Source organism: Marinobacter alexandrii (genome assembly GCF_005871205.1).
Lineage (GTDB): Bacteria > Pseudomonadota > Gammaproteobacteria > Pseudomonadales > Oleiphilaceae > Marinobacter > Marinobacter alexandrii.
This window is the reverse complement of the sequence record NZ_SWKM01000012.1, coordinates 353,729-370,314: the sequence shown is the minus strand read 5'-3', so window position 1 is coordinate 370,314 and position 16,586 is coordinate 353,729. Positions and strand designations below refer to the sequence as shown.

General features: G+C 56.8%; 14 protein-coding genes. 11 read left to right on the top strand and 3 right to left on the bottom strand.

The features are described 5' to 3' along the window. Positions 1 to 167: 167 nt before the first annotated feature. The 4 genes from FCS96_RS08665 (at position 168) to FCS96_RS08650 (ending at position 3,358) form a co-directional block, all read left to right on the top strand. Positions 168 to 755, top strand: coding sequence for an RNA polymerase sigma factor (locus FCS96_RS08665; RefSeq protein WP_138439959.1), 588 nt, complete (start codon positions 168 to 170; stop codon positions 753 to 755). Further along, positions 727 to 1,416, top strand: a complete 690-nt coding sequence (locus FCS96_RS08660) for an anti-sigma factor family protein (protein ID WP_171040704.1) — start codon at positions 727 to 729, stop codon at positions 1,414 to 1,416. The genes FCS96_RS08665 and FCS96_RS08660 overlap by 29 nt, the downstream gene beginning before the upstream one ends. Further along, positions 1,413 to 1,868: a hypothetical protein gene (locus FCS96_RS08655; RefSeq protein ID WP_138439957.1), complete on the top strand. Its 456-nt coding sequence runs from the start codon at positions 1,413 to 1,415 to the stop codon at positions 1,866 to 1,868. Before FCS96_RS08660 ends, FCS96_RS08655 begins: the two co-directional genes overlap by 4 nt. A gap of 176 nt (positions 1,869 to 2,044) precedes the next feature. Continuing rightward, entirely contained in the window at positions 2,045 to 3,358 is a 1,314-nt protein-coding gene (locus FCS96_RS08650) for an outer membrane beta-barrel protein (protein WP_138439956.1), read from the top strand. Between the two features lie 13 nt (positions 3,359 to 3,371). On the opposite strand, the gene FCS96_RS08645 is transcribed toward FCS96_RS08650, so the two are convergent. Beyond that, on the bottom strand, positions 3,372 to 4,679 hold the full coding sequence (locus tag FCS96_RS08645; RefSeq protein ID WP_138439955.1) for a DcaP family trimeric outer membrane transporter: 1,308 nt from the start codon (positions 4,677 to 4,679) through the stop codon (positions 3,372 to 3,374). A gap of 318 nt (positions 4,680 to 4,997) precedes the next feature. On the opposite strand from FCS96_RS08645, the gene FCS96_RS08640 reads away from it, so the two are divergent. The 7 genes from FCS96_RS08640 (at position 4,998) to FCS96_RS08610 (ending at position 13,939) form a co-directional block, all read left to right on the top strand. Next, positions 4,998 to 6,194: an acyl-CoA dehydrogenase family protein gene (locus FCS96_RS08640; protein ID WP_138439954.1), complete on the top strand. Its 1,197-nt coding sequence runs from the start codon at positions 4,998 to 5,000 to the stop codon at positions 6,192 to 6,194. 10 nt (positions 6,195 to 6,204) lie between these two features. Continuing rightward, the gene (locus FCS96_RS08635; RefSeq protein WP_138439953.1) at positions 6,205 to 7,347 is read left to right on the top strand and encodes an acyl-CoA dehydrogenase family protein; all 1,143 of its coding nucleotides are present in this window, start codon (positions 6,205 to 6,207) and stop codon (positions 7,345 to 7,347) included. A 112-nt stretch (positions 7,348 to 7,459) separates the two neighbouring features. After that, positions 7,460 to 8,221, top strand: coding sequence for a class II aldolase/adducin family protein (locus FCS96_RS08630; protein ID WP_138439952.1), 762 nt, complete (start codon positions 7,460 to 7,462; stop codon positions 8,219 to 8,221). Between the two features lie 26 nt (positions 8,222 to 8,247). Next, positions 8,248 to 8,703, top strand: a complete 456-nt coding sequence (locus FCS96_RS08625; RefSeq protein ID WP_138439951.1) for a MaoC family dehydratase — start codon at positions 8,248 to 8,250, stop codon at positions 8,701 to 8,703. A 315-nt stretch (positions 8,704 to 9,018) separates the two neighbouring features. After that, positions 9,019 to 10,989, top strand: coding sequence for a methyl-accepting chemotaxis protein (locus FCS96_RS08620; RefSeq protein WP_138439950.1), 1,971 nt, complete (start codon positions 9,019 to 9,021; stop codon positions 10,987 to 10,989). 50 nt (positions 10,990 to 11,039) lie between these two features. Next, entirely contained in the window at positions 11,040 to 13,346 is a 2,307-nt protein-coding gene (locus FCS96_RS08615; protein ID WP_138439949.1) for a putative bifunctional diguanylate cyclase/phosphodiesterase, read from the top strand. Between the two features lie 182 nt (positions 13,347 to 13,528). Next, positions 13,529 to 13,939 carry a helix-turn-helix domain-containing protein gene (locus FCS96_RS08610; protein ID WP_138439948.1) on the top strand — a complete coding sequence of 137 codons (411 nt, stop codon included), beginning with the start codon at positions 13,529 to 13,531 and terminating at the stop codon, positions 13,937 to 13,939. Between the two features lie 31 nt (positions 13,940 to 13,970). Here the strand turns inward: FCS96_RS08610 and FCS96_RS08605 are convergent, their stop codons facing one another. Together FCS96_RS08605 and FCS96_RS08600 are read right to left on the bottom strand one after the other, a co-directional pair. Then, a complete protein-coding gene (locus FCS96_RS08605) occupies positions 13,971 to 14,906 on the bottom strand; it encodes a ketopantoate reductase family protein (RefSeq protein WP_138439947.1) in 936 nt (311 codons plus the stop codon). After that, positions 14,903 to 16,576 (bottom strand): long-chain fatty acid--CoA ligase, encoded by a 1,674-nt coding sequence (locus FCS96_RS08600; protein ID WP_138439946.1) that lies wholly within the window; start codon positions 16,574 to 16,576, stop codon positions 14,903 to 14,905. The genes FCS96_RS08605 and FCS96_RS08600 overlap by 4 nt, the downstream gene beginning before the upstream one ends. Between the last annotated feature and the right edge of the window lie 10 nt (positions 16,577 to 16,586).

Genomic DNA, 16,586 nt, shown 5'->3' with positions numbered 1-16,586 from the left:
ATTTTTGGGCACAGGTATTTGTTAATTGGCACTTTTTGCCCGTGCTTTTTTTTACAGTGTCGGCATACCCCTTAGTCGCGCGCGCTGGTAGACTGCATATCTGTAATAAATGAAACCAGATTTCTGCCGCACGATCCCCGTGCAAGGTGATCATCAGGGGTACCCATTTGGCCTTGCTTCCGTTTCGCCAGTCCAAGTCAAAACGCTTCGAGCGCCTGGTCCATCCACACCTACGAACCCTGCATACGTTCGCGTACCGCCTAACCGGTAACCAGCACGATGCTGAAGATCTGGTTCAGGACGTGGTGACTAAACTGTTCCCGAAAGTGGACGAGCTTGAACAGGTGGAAGAGCTGCGGCCCTGGCTGCACCGGGTGTTATACCGCCATTTTGTGGATACTCTGCGCAAACGGCCGACTGGCCGTGAAACCAGCGCCAGTGCCCTGGATCGGCCGGACCAGCAAACCACGTTCCTGGAGTCATTGCCGAGCAGCGAACCTGACCCCATGAGCCACACTGACAATGACCGACAGAGCACCCTGCTCCGTCGGCTGATCAGTGAATTACAGCCCGACCAGCGAACCCTATTGCTCATGCACGACTCCGAGGGATGGCGTCAGGAGGACATCGCCGAAGTACTGGGCGTGCCCCTGGGGACCATCAAATCCAGACTGCATCGAGTGAGGGCACAACTGCGCGAAAAATTGCAAAAGGAGTTGGAACCTTTTGAGACACGGCAACGTGGATGTCAATGAGGTGAACACGATGAACTGCAGCGACTTTAAAAACGATGTTGATGCCCTGGCCGCTGGCGAGGTGTCTGAAGCGACCAAACGCACCCTGCGAGACCACGCAGCATCGTGCGACGATTGCGCCATGGCCCTGGCCACTGCGCAGTACATCGCCGAACAGCTTGCTGGCGATCGTGCGCCCGAACCTGACAGCGAATTTGAAACGCGCATCCTGAACCAGGCGACTGGGCGAACCAAAAAGTCCGGGCACTCTCCAGTCTGGGGCGGTGCGATTGCAGCGGCACTGGCGGTGGGCGTCTTTATTGGCAGCCAGTTCTCATCGACGCCACCCGCAGGCACTGAGGTTGCGGACAACACACCGCCCGCAACGACGGAAATAGCCAGTCCGCAACAACAGACCGTCCGCGTGGCTTTTTCGTCCGCACAAGCGGTTGAGAATGTGACGCTTACTCTTGAGCTGCCGCCCAATATGGAGCTCGCTCCTTTCCCTGGGCGCCACAAGGTCAGCTGGAAAGTGAACCTGAAACCTGGGGACAATCTGCTGGCACTGCCGGTGAACGTACTCTTCCCCGGCGAGGGGACGCTCGTTGCCCATCTGGGTGATGGCGAAAAAAGAAAGACCTTCAAAACTGACATTGGCAAATTAATGGAGCCATCGTCATGAAATTATGGAAGATACAGACTTCACTGCTTACTAAAGTCCTCCTGATGGGACTGCTATTGGCACCGGGATTGGCTGCGGCGCAATCGGATCTCGACATCACCATGCGCATGGTCGCAGATGATGAGGAGCTCGATTCCTCGTTTGTGCAGGAAATGCAGATCCCGGATTCTGTCAGCGAACTGGAGGGTAACGAAAGCTTCGAGACCCTGGATGCAGGCGAGCTCTCAACGGAAGCCCAAGAGCTGTCGGAGAGCCTTTCGCTGCAAGCCCGTGAAACGCGGGATGCACTGGGTGTCGAACTGCCGGGCGAAACCGGGCTCGAAGAACCGTCCATTGAATTGCCAGGGGCAGAACTGCCTGAGCCGGATTTACCTATTGGCGATCTGCCGGATACCGATCTGGATCTGCTGGAAGACGGCACCTCCACACTCGACGGCGTGACCGGCCAATAACAAATCGCTTGCCCGACACCCCAGCAAGCTCCCTGGATACGAAACGGTACCGTTTACGTAGACTTCCCCTTTGCTATGTGAATCTTCCCTTAGTGTGCTAGGTTAAGCCCTTCGCGCCAGAGACACTGAACGTGCGATAGGCTTAACCTTTACCAGCTTCGAGGGAAATTCGCTTGTTGTCTCGCCTTTCTTTGCCGCTGTTTATGACGCTGTGCCTGCTCGCGCCAGGGACAGTCTCTGCCGACACTGAAACCTCGACAGCCAAACAGCAGATGCGAGCGGGCATTACCGCCTTTCAGAACAACGACTTAAAGCAGGCCCGAAAACTCCTTGAAGCCGCTGCAGCCAAACTCGATTCACGAGCCCTGACCTACAACCTGGGCGTGCTCTATTACAAACTGAGCGAGTTCGACCTGGCGGAAGGCAAGTTTCGTGAACTGCTGGACACCAAACAACGCGGACTCGCCTTCTACAATCTCGGCTTGGTAGCACTGGCCCAGGATAACCCGCGCAAAGCTCGCGCCGCTTTCCGTAACGCCGCTATTGAGAACGCCGAAGACAAGCTCGGCAAACTGGCACGCGCCCAACTAAAAGACCTGGGAGACATTCCGCCTCCCAGCCAATGGCAGGGCCTGATCTCCCTCGCCGGTGGCTACGAGGAAAACATCGGGCTTTTCCCGGATACGGCTCCAAGCAGTCTCGACGACACATTTCTGGAGTCAGTCGGCGTGGTGTCCGGCTACCCGGTGCGCGAGGGCAACAACGCCATGAAGGCGCAGTTGCAACTGTATGGACGGCAGTACGCCGACGAACAGGATTTCAACACCCACCTTGTCCGTCTCGACACTGCCTGGGAACGGTCGTCAGCGCCCTATCGGTTCAGCCTTGGCATTGGCGGCGACCAGCTCTGGCGGGGCGGAAGTTCACAGGAACAGCGGGCTCGACTGTCCGGACAGGTTGCCACCAGCACCTGCCAGCTCCGGTCCGAAGCCGCTCGCTGCACCCTCGCAGTGGATGCCGAGCAGGTTTATGCGGATACCCGCCTGAACGCCTATGACGGCCAGCACTACCGCCTGGACCTGCGCTATAAAGCGAAACAGGATGCCTGGCGCGGCGATGTCCGCTATCGGCTGGATTACGATGATCGGGAAAATTTCGACACCGGTACCGAGTTCTACAGCGTCTCGCCCATGGGCCAGACCCTGAGCTTCGGTATTGGCTACGCGTTTACACCAGCGTTTGAGCTGGGCACCTCTGCAGGCTATCGCCTCAATTATTACCGAACCGCTCACCGGTTGCAGACGGCCGAAGGCTTGCAGGTAATCAACCGCAAAGATCACCGGTACACGGTTGGTATAGATGGTGAGTACCGGGTGAACCGCACGCTCTCCCTGCTACTCGACATGCAGCTGGTGAAGAACGACAGCAACATTGCCCGCTACGATTACGACAGGCGAACAGCCAGCGTTGGCGTGGCCGTTCGCCTCTAGTCCGCTAACCAGATTAAAACGCCAGTTTCGCGGAGGCCATTACCTGTTCGTATTGCTCGCTGCTGTCGCTGGCAATTTCAGCAAAATTCCAGTGCGCGTATTCCACGCCAAGCGTCAGCTTTTTGTGAGGCGACCAAAGCAGGTTCACGTGCACCGACGTCGACGCGTCAAAATAGCTGAGCGTTCCGGCTGGCGGAGCAGTCAGTTCATCGACGATCTCGGTGTGTGACACCGACAAAGAGCTGCGCCAATTCGGGCTCCAGAAATGACGGTACGCGGCCGTCGCTCCGAAGGTCTTGAGTGGTTCAACGTCTCCGGCGGCCAAGGCGGCGCGATCGACATCAGGGTAGGAAAACAGCGCCATGTACCGGCCCAGATCACCGTAGTTATACTGCAATCGCACGTCATCACGACCCACCGTAGGAATACGTGCGCTAAGGGAGAAGGCTCCGGTGGTTACGGTTTCATCCGCTGCGTCGTCTTCGATGTTGCGAACAATACCAGCGACCGAGTACATCCCCAGTTCATTGCGAATCTGATAGCGCGCGACCAGGTCTGGGTAGGACTGATCATCGTAGGACTCCGATCCGAATCCATCTTCCGGATTCTCCAAGGCCAGCATCAGCTTGCCGCCAGGCGCGGCCATGGTGTAACGAATCATCGGTTGACGCACATAGACAAAAGCGGCCTGCTTGCCCTGATCGAGAATTTCCGGCAAGGCTGCCAGGTCGGTGAAGGTGGTGTAGGTCTGCCCGAATAGCCAGTTGTTCCAGGCACCGTACGCCTGGCGCAGCCGGGGCGCATAGCTGTTGGACACAACCTCGTTGCCGTCAGCGTTGGCACCCTGGTTAAAGTCCATTTCAACGTAAGTCTTGAGGTCGTGGCCGGCCACGTCACTGGTCTTGGTGCCAATGCTAATCCGACTCTCACGGGCACTGAACCCGGTCTTCCAATCGCTCTCGCCATCTCGGGCGGCTGCCGCGAAGGTTCTGGCCAAACCCACGGAATAGGCGTTTTTCCAGCCGTTGCCATTGGACCCCGCGAGGACATCGGCCTTGATAAAACCACCAATGGTCACCGTTGTGTCCCCAATGCGTATTCCGCGACCATCCTTGAGAAGGTAATCATTTTCGACCTGAGCCTCCGGCGCGGTGCCAGTACCCAGATGCGACTCAAGCAATTCGATGCGCTCGCGAAGCTCCTGCAGCTCCGAATCCTGAGCGGAGGCGGACTGGGCGCCCAAGAGCAGTGCCGGAAGCACTGGAATTAATGTCCATGCGGCGGGTCGGCTTACAGCCACCGGAAGTCTTGTTGTTGTCATCTCATTCCTCATACAGCGTGGTTAATGTTTTTTTGAAGCGCTCGGAATTGGCGTCATAGAGCAATACAACAATTTAATTTCGCTCTGCGAACCCAGGATAATTATTGATTTCGCCAGGCAGTACCAACTTCCGAGTTAGCGAGCTTAGATAAAGATTTTTATTTTAACAAGGCGCAAAACATATTTATGAAACTCCATTTTTATCAGTTTCAAGGATTATGTTTCATTGACATTGACAGGAGCGCCATTATTGACGGATCATTGGCTTATTCTGCTATGCGGTATATATTTTCGCTGTGACGCCAAACGAGGTTGCCCATGAACATGAACTACACAGCCGAGGAGCTCGCCTTTCGCGACGAGGTGCGCGCGTTCCTGGATGAGAAGCTACCGGCGGACATCGCCGCCAAAGTGAAAGCCTTCCGCCCCCTGACCAAGGACGACCACCAGCGCTGGCAAAAGATTCTCAGCGCCCAGGGCTGGTATGCCACCCACTGGCCGGAAGAGTACGGTGGTGTGTCCTGGTCACCGGTTCAGAAACACATCTGGGATGAAGAGTCTTCCCGCTACGGGGTGCCTCGCTCTGTGCCGTTCGGCGTCAACATGGTTGCACCGGTTATCATCAAGTTCGGCAATGAAGAGCAGAAGCGGACCTATCTGCCCCGCATCCTCAGTGGCGAAGATTGGTGGTGTCAGGGCTACTCCGAACCGGGCGCCGGCTCAGACCTGGCGTCCCTGAAAACCCGCGCCGTGCGCGACGGTGATCATTACATCGTGAACGGACAGAAGACCTGGACCACGCTGGGTCAGCACGCCAACATGATCTTCTGCCTGGTTCGCACCAACACCGAAGTGAAGGCCCAGGAAGGCATTTCGTTCCTGCTGATTGATATGGACGCCCCGGGCATTACCGTTCGCCCAATCATCACCCTGGATGGCGAACACGAGGTCAACGAAGTCTTCTTTGAAGACGTCAAGGTGCCGGTGGAAAACCTGGTGGGAGAGGAAGATAAAGGCTGGACCTATGCCAAATTCCTGCTGACCTACGAGCGCACCGGCCTGGCCGGGATTGGTCTATCCAAAGCGGCACTGGCACATCTCAAACAGCTGGCTTCCCGCCGTCTCAAGAACGGTCGGCCACTGATCGAGAACACAACCTTCAGCCAGCGCATCGCCAAGGTGGAGATCGACCTGACCGCTGCTGGTATCAGCAACCTGCGCATCATTGCCTCGGTTGAAGGCGGCGGTGTACCGGGTGCGGAAAGCTCCATGCTGAAGGTGAAGGGCACCGAGATCCGGCAGTCGATCAACGATCTGGCGCGCCGGGCCATTGGCCCCTATGCCCTGCCGTTTGTTGAGGAAGAGCTGGCCGATGGTTTTGACGGCGAGTACCTCTCAGACGAGCACGCTGCGCCCTTGTCGGCCCACTACTTCAATAACCGCAAGCTCTCGATTTTTGGCGGATCCAATGAGATCCAGAAAAACATCGTGTCAAAAATGATTCTTGGGCTTTAAGGAGGCGACCATGGATTTCCGACTGAACGAAGAGCAGCAAATGCTGCAGGACACCGTGGCCCGCCTGGTTCGCGGCGAGTACAGTTTTGAAAAGCGCCTGGAATTCAGCGAAACCGAAGCCGGTTTCAGCGAGGCATTCTGGGGCCAGCTCAGTGAGCTGGGCTTGACCGCCGTGCCCTTTTCCGAGGAACTCGGCGGCTTTGGCGGCGGTGGCGTTGAAGTCCAGTCCGTGATGACGGAACTGGGCCGCGGCCTGTGCCTTGAACCGTACCTGCAATCCGTCATCCTCGGCGGTGGCCTGATCGCCCAGGCGGGTAGCGACAGCCAGCAAGAACAGTGGCTGGGCGGAATTGCCAGCGGCGAGCTGAAGGCCGCCGTAGCCCTGCAGGAACCCCAGAGCTTCTACGACCTGAACGATGTGGCCACCCGCGCCGAAAAGTCCGGTGACGGCTATGTCCTGAACGGTCGCAAAGCCGTGGTCATCGCCGGCCACTGTGCTGACCTGATCCTGGTGTCTGCCCGTACCTCCGGCGACACCCGCGAAGCTGACGGCATCAGCCTGTTTGCCCTGAGTCCGGACACCGACGGTGTTGAGCGTCGCACCTACCCGACCATTGACGGCTCCAAAGGCTGTGACATCACTCTGAACAATGTTCAGGTGGGCGCAGACGCCCTGCTTGGCGAAGAAGGCAAAGCTGCCGATGTCATCGAATACCAGAGTGGCCGCGCTATTGCTGCCCTGTGTGCCGAGGCCGTGGGGGTGATGGAAGTCGCCAACGAGCTGACCCTGGACTACCTTAAACAGCGCAAGCAGTTTGGCGTACCCATCGGTAAGTTTCAGGTGCTGCAGCATCGCATGGTCGACATGATGTCAGAGCTGGAACAGGCTCGCTCCATGGCGATCCTGGCCGCCAGTGTTGCCGATATCGAGCAGAGCGACGAGCGTCGGCGAATCCTGAGCGCAGCCAAGAACGTTATCGGACGCAGTGGCCAGTTCATTTCCGAGAACGGCATCCAGTCCCACGGCGGCATTGGCATGACCTGGGAATACAATTTTGCGCACTACGCCAAGCGGTTGATCACCATCAACCATCAGCTGGGCGACGACGACTTCCACCTGGAGCGGTACGCCAACCTGTTACAGGTCGGCTGACACCGTGCCGTAGCGAGTCCGGGACCTCCCCCTTCGAGTCTGAGGTCCTGTTCAGGGGGTGTCCGCAAGGTCACCCCCTTTTTTAGTTGTTCCGATCCATTGAGGTGAACCAATGACAACAAGCACCGAACATCCGGAAAACAAAGCCCTGCACAAGGCCGAATGGCAGGTTCGTACCGAGCTGGCCGCCGCCTATCGTTTAGTAGCGCTGTTTGGCTGGGACGATCTGGTTTTTACCCATCTGTCCGCCCGCGTGCCCGGCCCGGAGCATCACTTCCTGATCAATCCCTACGGCCTGCTGTTCCATGAAATTACCGCCTCGTCGCTGGTGAAAGTGGATCAGGACGGCCAGGTGGTGGCCGCAGGTGGGCTGGGCCGGGTTAATCCCGCCGGGTTCACCATTCACAGTGCCGTGCACATGGGGCGCGACGATGCCGGCGCAGTCATGCACCTGCACGCCGCCGACGGTGTCGCGGTGTCCGCACACCGGGACGGCCTGCTGCCCCTGAGTCAGACCGCCATGCTGTGCCTGGACCACCTCAGCTATCACGACTACGAAGGCGTGGCCCTGAACCTGGACGAACGCGAACGCCTGATCAGCGACCTGGGCAACAAGTCGATGATGTTGCTGCGCAACCATGGGGTGCTGACCGCCGGTCAGACCGTGCCGGAAACCTTCACCTACCTGTACTTCCTGATGAAAGCCTGCGAGATCCAGGTCAAAGCCCAGAGCTGCGGGCCCACCTGGATGCCGTCGGAGCAGGCAGTACAGACCACCGCCGAGCAATCACAGAACCTGGGCGCCGCGGCCAAGCTGACCTGGCCGGCCCTGTTGCGCCTGCTGGACAGCAAGAACCCCGGCTACGCGGTGTAAACGATGAAACCCACAAGGAGCAACCCGTGCTGACCCCAACACTCGAGGAACTGAACGACTACAAGGGTAAGGTCATCGGCCATAGCCCCTGGCACACCGTATCCCAGGACATGATCCAGGCCTTCGCCGATGCCACCGGCGATCACCAGTGGATTCATGTGGATGTGGAGCGTGCCCGTCTGGAAAGCCCTTGGGGCAGTCCGGTGGCCCACGGCTTTCTGACCGTGTCGCTGATTCCCAAATTGAATACCCAGGTGCTGCAGGTCAGCGGCATCAGCGCCAGCATCAACTACGGCTTGAACAAGCTGCGTTTCCCGTCAGCAGTGAAATCCGGCTCGGACATCCGCACGCGGATGGAATTGATTGATGTGACCCGGGTAGATGACCATAGGTATCTGGCCAGCTACCACACCACGGTGGAGATCAAGGGCGAGGAGAAGCCGGCCTGTGTGGCCGAAAATCTTGTGATGTATGTAACCTGAACCCGGGGACAGGTCATCCGTACAGGCGGATGACCCTCACCTCACGCTGAAGAACGCCTTTAACCTCTTATTGCTCCACCCGGCCCGCCAAAAAAACAATAAACATATATGTAATAACGGAATTATATGCACTTTATGCATATTGGCTTTTATTTTTTTCTTTATATAAATAAATCAAGTTAAATAAAAGCAATAATTAGACAACCTTTCCCAATATATATAGAGTCATCAACTTCAACATTATCGGGCAGTAATAATGGAAATATTATTCACCCCCTTTAAGCCGGCATGTAAAGCAAGGAGCCCCTACTGCCAGTGCAGGTACTGATTGCTCTGATGCAAAATTTTTTATCGAATACTTCTGTAAAATTTAAGCTTTTATTGGCCTTTGGTTTCATAATATTACTGATCGCCGGCACGGCTTTATCCTCTTATTCAGCTTTTCAAGATTTGTTTGATCGAAACGACAAGGTCCGTACCGTTTCTAAAATCAACAATCGTATTGATGAAGCACGCTTCAACGAAAAGAACTTTTTCCTTCGCGGCCAGCCACGTTATGTCGATGGCACTAATCAGGCCATTGATGAGGCTAGTGCCATTGCCAAGGCCGCCCAGGCCCGCCTGGAAAGTCCCGAACAGAAAACAGCCATGGCAAGCATTCAGAAGGACCTCGCGGAGTATCGTGACGCTTTTCAGAGAATGGTTGCGCAAAAGGCTGACAGCGAAGCGGCTCTTGATTCGATGGAAGTACGCGCCCGTGAAGCTGTGGATGGTTTTGTGCAACTTGAGCAGTTTTTCCAGAGCCGTTCACAGCAACAACTCAGGGCTGGTCAGGAACTGGAGGCCCGGGAAACCCAGCTGATGGTCCGGCGCTCCGGCGAGCTGGCGCGCGAAATGCTGGATGCCCGCCGCATCGAGAAAAACTACGTGCTGTCAGAAAGCCCACAAGATTCAGCCGCTTTGACCGAGCGCCTGTCTGCCATAAAGGAAGGCACGGCAGAACTGGCTGACTACGCTGTCACGTCGTCGGCGCAGAGCCGAATCGCCAAACTTGAGGCCGCCCTTGGCTCCTACGAGACCACGCTCTTTGCGCTCACCAGAAGTGTCGAAAGCATGACACAGGATGAGGCTCATGTGACTGAACTGGCGCGGAACGCGCGGGAACAGGCTGAAGCGGCGCTGGCCAGTGAACGCTCGCTCATGACCAAAACCAGGGACAGCGCCCTGCTTATTCTGATAGGCGCCACTGTCGTGGCCGTGGTCGTGGGTACCGGCTCGGCATTGTTGATCACTCGATCGATTGTGCGCCCGCTAGAACAGCTTGTTGCCCATGCCAGCAAAATTGCTGATGGCGATCTGTCCCAGGACATCAGCACCAATAGGAAGGATGACCTCGGACGTCTCATGATGGCCATGCAGGTAATGACGGAAAATCTCCGGCACATGGTAAAAGAAGTATCCGACGGTATTTCACAGATCGCCAGTTCTGCCGAGGAGTTGTCGGCGGTTACCGAGCAGACCAGAGCGGGTGCAACACAGCAGCGGGACCAAACTGACCAAGTCGCCACGGCGATGAATGAAATGACGGCGACCATTCAGGAAGTTGCTCAAAATGCAGAAGCTGCTGCCCACTCTGCCTCCGACTCTGACGCCCGCGCTAAAGAGGGGTACAGGGTGGTATCCACAGCGATGAGCAAGGTCGAAACCTTGTCCCAGGACATTAATGGCACGGCGGGACAAATTTCCAGGCTCAGAGATGACAGTGCAGACATTGGATCCATTCTGGACGTCATTCGCGACATTGCCGAGCAGACCAACCTGCTGGCATTGAACGCAGCGATTGAAGCAGCTCGGGCCGGCGAACAGGGGCGTGGATTTGCGGTAGTTGCCGATGAAGTTCGTGCGCTGGCACGGCGCACCCACGATTCCACTGGGGAAATTGAAACTCTGGTAAAGAATCTTCAGCAAGGTGCTTACGAGGCTGTCGAAAGCATGCACGGCAACAGCGAAAGTGCGGAGTCGTCAGTACACACCTCTCGCACAGCCGGGGAAGCGCTCTCCAGCATTGCCGATTCAGCAGCAACCATTCAGTCAATGAACCAGCAGATTGCAACCGCAGTGGAGGAACAGACATCGGTTGCCGAGGACATTAGCGAAAACATTGTCAGTATTCGCGAAGTAACTGAGCAAAATGCGACAGCTAACAACCAGATTGCGATTTCTTCTAACGACCTGGCCCAACTTGGGAGCGATCTCAAACGGGTTTCCGGACGTTTTAAAGTGTAACCAGAAGCGGGCTCCGTCCTACCCGCTTACCTTGAAAGAGAAAACCTCTGATGACCGGCATATTCCAATCGAATAACCTGCCTTCAGACTCATCATCTCCACTGCACGTGGCGGTGATAACGGAAGATTCGAGCACCCGAAGACTTCTGACAGAAAGAAAAGACTTCAATGTGACTGAACAAGGCGTATCGGCTTGGGCAGCGGGCAGTATCGACCTTGCCATTGTCGATCTTCCCGCCTTGAAGAGACACGAACTCGAAATTCGTCGGTGGAGAAATCTGCCGCCCAGTGAACAAGTTTCGATCCTGCTGATCGTCAGCGAAGACGACATAGAGACGCCTGAGGCGTTGCTCGGTGATCTTGTCGACGACCTCCTCCGAACTCCGATTTCAGAGGTTGAACTTCGAGCTCGTGCCCACAGTCTGTTGCGCTTTCGCAACCGTCCTGAGACACGAAACCTCGAGATCGTGCCTGCGGAGCTAGAACACAAGGGTGTAGCCAGAGCACTACAAGCTTCCAACGCGGGCAATGACCGCACTATTCGCGCCTGCAGCGAACAGGACATTCTGACCGATATATGCAAAAGCCTGACTTGTGAAGGCGGGTATCCGCTGGCGTGGATTGGCCAACGCCTTAATGACACCGACAAAACCATCAAACCGGTCGCGGTCTCAGGTAATTTCAGCGACCTGGTTCCCCGCGTATTTTCTGATGTCGATCAAGACGCAGTTTCGTCGAGCGCGATGGCCGAGTGTTTCGAAACCGGAATACTGAGTCAGAGCCTGTTGCCTGAGCCAAGTTACATCGGTGGAACCAGGCCAACACGGGAAGCAGCGCGGCCAAGAGCGGTCATCGTTTTTCCGCTCACCCAACATGACGAGCAACCATCGACCTGCCTGGCAATTTATAATTCCGAGCCGGAACTCTTTGACGATAGTGAGCTTGATCTGTTGCAGCGCTTCATTGATAACGCGTTGCGAGGCATCTACTCACTGCGCGAAAAGTTCAGCCATCGGCGACGTGAGCGTGAAGCGCTCAGGATCGCCTATCGCGACAGCCTGACCGGTTTGTCCAACAGAACCGCTCTGCTAAGGGCTCTGGATCTCAGATTACAGAAGCCAAGCCCCTACCCGCCAACAACCGCGCTGCTGTATATCGACTTGGATGGATTCAAACTCATCAATGACGCACTGGGCCATGCTGCCGGTGATTCGATGCTTATTGACGTCGGCCATCGACTTGAATCCAAAGCTCGGGAGTTCGATCTGGTCACCCGCCATGGCGGCGATGAATTTGTCATTCTCATGCCACTTGACGGCCCTCAAAGTCCATCGCCCACGCCTTACGAACACGCTCTCGGCCAGGCCAGCTCAATTGCCGACGAGATATTGAATGAACTTCAGAAACCCTTTCAAATCCTGGGGAAGGAGCACCATATCGAGAGCAGTATCGGTATTGGTATGTGCCCAGCCCACGCCCAGGACGCGTTCGGGCTGTTGATGAAAGCCGAAGATGCAATGTTCGAGGCCAAAAAAATAGGCGGAAACAGCTTTGAGCTTTACTCCATCGATCTTTCGGTGCGTCGGCAACAGCGTCTCGCACTGGAAAACCGGCTGTATCACAGTGTCGAGAACAGGGAGTTTGAAATTGCCTTGCAACCGATTGTCGACTTGACCGATGGCCGCATTATCGCGGCCGAGGCCCTGCTACGATGGCCTCAGGCCGATGGTACTTACATCTCACCGGCAGAGTTCATTCCCATTGCCGAGGAGTCCGGTTTCATCGTCACCATTGGAGACTGGGTGATGGAGGAATCGCTTAGGGCGCTCAAACGGGTGAGAGTCCATGGCTTTACCGACCTGCAGATTACGGTCAATCTCGCCATCGCACAGCTGTGGCAACACAACCTGGTTGAAAAAACCGTCAAGCTCATGGACTCACTAGGGTTACCACCCTCTGCGTTAAAAGTTGAGCTGACAGAAGGCTCTCTAATGCACGACGTCGACCGCATGGAAGGCGTTGTTGAAGAGTTTCGCGCCGCCGGCATCGAGGTTGCCATCGATGATTTTGGCACCGGCTATTCCTCCCTGGCTCGACTAAAATCCCTTCCGATCACAACACTGAAAATCGACCGAGGGTTTCTGAACGGAGTCCCGGAGGATGAGAATGCCGTCAGCGTGGTAACAACAATCGCCCAGATGGCCAACAATCTTGGAATCGAATCCATTGCCGAAGGCATCGAAACCGAAGCCCAGTGGCACCTTCTCCGGGATCTCGGATGTCCACTTGGGCAGGGGTTCTATTTTGCCCGGCCGATGAAGGAAAGCGATTTGCTGGCGCTGTTGATGAACCATTAGGGCGACAAGGTTACAGCGCAACAAAGTCAGACTACCCTTTAGAGATAACCTTGACCGCGATCTACCACCCCGCATTTATTGCTTGAAAGGCTATTTTTACGTTCCAAATATGTGCTTTGTGCACCTTTGTTTGTCGGAGAATTTGAACGTAAAATCATGGCCTTAGAAATCAGAGAAAGCACATGAACTTAGGGCAGGCAATCAGACGTTTGAGAAAACAGCAGGGCATGACTCTGGCGGAGTTGGCGGAACGCTGTGACTCTCACGTAGGCAACCTGTCCCGAATTGAACGAGGGCTGGCAAGGCCCAGCCTGGAACTGCTGTATCGGCTTGCCCAATCTCTGGACCTTTCCCTCACGGACATATTTTCCGTTGCCGAACGAAAGCAGCTCGATTCGGAGCAGGTCGCACTCAATGCCGCCTTCATCTCCCTGATCGAAGACGACCGGCAACTGCTTCTGGATTTTGCTGAAATGCTGCAGCGCCGCTCCAGCCGTCCCTTGGGCGATATCAGCGTAGGCAAGGATTCGTTGCCGGCCAACAAAACCGGTAGCGATTCTTGCGAAGACGGATCGGGACAGGGCTCCGACTGATCGGCAACGGCTACCCTAGTGAGCCCCCCCTTCAGCCCCGACCTTCGAGTTTGGCGCGCATCCTGAGCGTCACCAGCACTGTAGTTAGGTGCGGCACCGCAATGCCATGGCGTTCCGCCAGAGCCACCACGTTGCCCAACACGGCATCCCGCTCGATGGGGCGATCGTTCAGGTAATCCAGCGCCATGCTGTTCTTGTAAGGCGGCATCTTACGGGTGCCCTCGATGTTCTGCTCAATCAGCGACTCCTCCATGGGATAGCCTTCGGCCTCTGCCACCGCCATCACTTCCCGGATCATGGCACGGATCAACGCTTCGCCACCCTCGGTATCGAGAATAGTCCGGGTGTCAGCGCCATTGGCGATCACCGACAGCGGATTGAACGGGGTATTCCACAGGCATTTGCGCCAGCGCTCACCCACCACCGCCTCGGTCAGATCCACCTTGATGCCACCATCGATGAACAGATCCGACAGGGTTCGGCAATCGTCACTGATACCCTCGGGGTAACTACCCATCACCAGTTTGCCGTAGGCCTTGTGTTCAACCACCCCAGGCTCGGTGCGGCTGGCCGCGATGAATGCCAGACAGCTGATCAGGGGGTTTCTGGGGTAAGCCTCCGCCAGTTCGCGCTCGATATCCAGACCATTCTCGATCAGCACCAGCCGGGTCTGGGCCCCCATCCAGGGGCGTACCAGCTCGGCACGGTCGGTGCCCGGCAATACCTTCACACACAGGATCAGGTAGTCCGGCGGCGATTGGGGACTGTCCCCGCCCCGGTAAACCTGGTCCGGCCGGTAGGAGAGATCCCCGAGCGGGCTGGAAATACGAATACCGTTTTCCTTCACCGCCTCGTACTCGGAGCGCAGAACGGTGCTGACCGAGCAACCGGCCCGCTTCAGTATGGCGCCGTAAAAGCTGCCGATGGCACCGGCGCCGACTATCAGAATGCTGGGTTTATCAGTCATGCGGTTTTATTCCTGGCTTCCCACTCTTGTTCCTGCAACGCCCGCCACATCAACTTGCCAGTGGGCGACTTGGGCAACGCCTCCACAAACTCAACGATCGCCGGCACCTTGTAGGCCGCCATCTGTTCCTTGCACCAGCCGGTGATGTCCTCGACCGACGTTACGCCCTCGGCCTCCGGAGTCAGCACGATGCAGGCCTTCACAGTTTCGCCGCGCTTGGGGTCGGGCGAGGAGATGATGCACACCTCATGGATGGCCGGGTGGCGGTACATCAGTGCCTCAACCTCGGACGGCCAGACCTTGAACCCGGAGGCGTTGATCATGCGCTTGACCCGGTCGACCATGAAGAAATAGCCGTCCTCATCGTAGTAGCCCAGATCGCCGGTGCGGAAGAAATGCTTGCCGTCGATTTCCACAAAGGCCGCCTCGGTTTCCGCCGGCCGGTTCCAGTAACCCTTCGTCACCTGTGGGCCATACGAGACAATTTCGCCAGTCTCGCCGGGTGCCTTCTCCTCCAGGGTATCGACATCGATGATCCGGCTGTCGACGTCAAACACCGGGATACCCAGGCACTGCGGCTTGGGATTGTCATTGGGGTTGATATGGGTCGCTGCCATGGTCTCCGACAGGCCGTAGCCTTCAATGTAATCCAGGCCAGTCAGCTTCTTCAGTTTTTCGGCCACGGCGACCGGCATGGCGGCACCGCCACCGCCAATCATATTCAGGCTGGAGAGGTCGTACTGACCGATGTCCGGGTTGGACAGGAAATCCACCGCCATGGTGACAATGTTAGTCCAGCCGGTGACCTTGTAGCGTTCAATCAACCGGGAGGCGGTGGTGCGGTCCCAACGGGTCATGATTACCGAGGTCGCACCACAGTAGATGGGACCGTTCATGGAACCGGTCATGCCGGTCACGTGGAAGAACGGCAGGGTCGCCAGCTGCACGCTGTCCTGGGTACTCAGGTTCCAGAATACCCGGTGCACGGCTGTGGCCATCACCGATCGATGCGTGTGCATGCAGCCCTTAGGCGCGCCAGTGGTACCGGAACTGTAGGGAATCACCGCCAGGTCATCCGGGCCCGCGGTGTGCTTGGCCGGCACCTGTGCCTCGGCCATGGCGGCTTCCCAGCTCACCAGGCCCGGCACGTCGTTGGACCAGGCCGGGGCTGCCACTTCTGCAGGCAGCTTAAGATCAGTATCCGGCTTGATGTAGGTGCTGTAGGAGGCCACCACTACGCGCTCCAGATCGGTCTCCGCCAGCAGCGGGGTAATAAAGCCCTCCAGCTCCTGACCTGCCAGGCACACGTGGGCACCGGTATCGGCAATGTAATGCTCTAGCTCGGCCGAACGGTTCATCGGGTTAACCGGAATGACCACGGCGTCTGCACGCAGGATGGCGTAGTAGGAAATCACATACTGCGGCGAGTTCTGCATGTACAACAGCACCCGATCACCCTTCTGCACGCCTTGGGACTGGAGGTAACCGGCCATGGCTTCAACTTCCGTCAACAGGCGACGGTAAGTGATGGGCGCGTCGTAGAAGATGATCGCGGTATGGTCGGGAAACCGCCGCGCCGAGATCTCCAGGTTGGTGAAGAGGCTGGTCTTCGGCAGGGTCATGGTTTTTGGCAGTTCGTGCGGCCATACCTTGTGGTGGCGTGTGAACATGTTTGCTGTA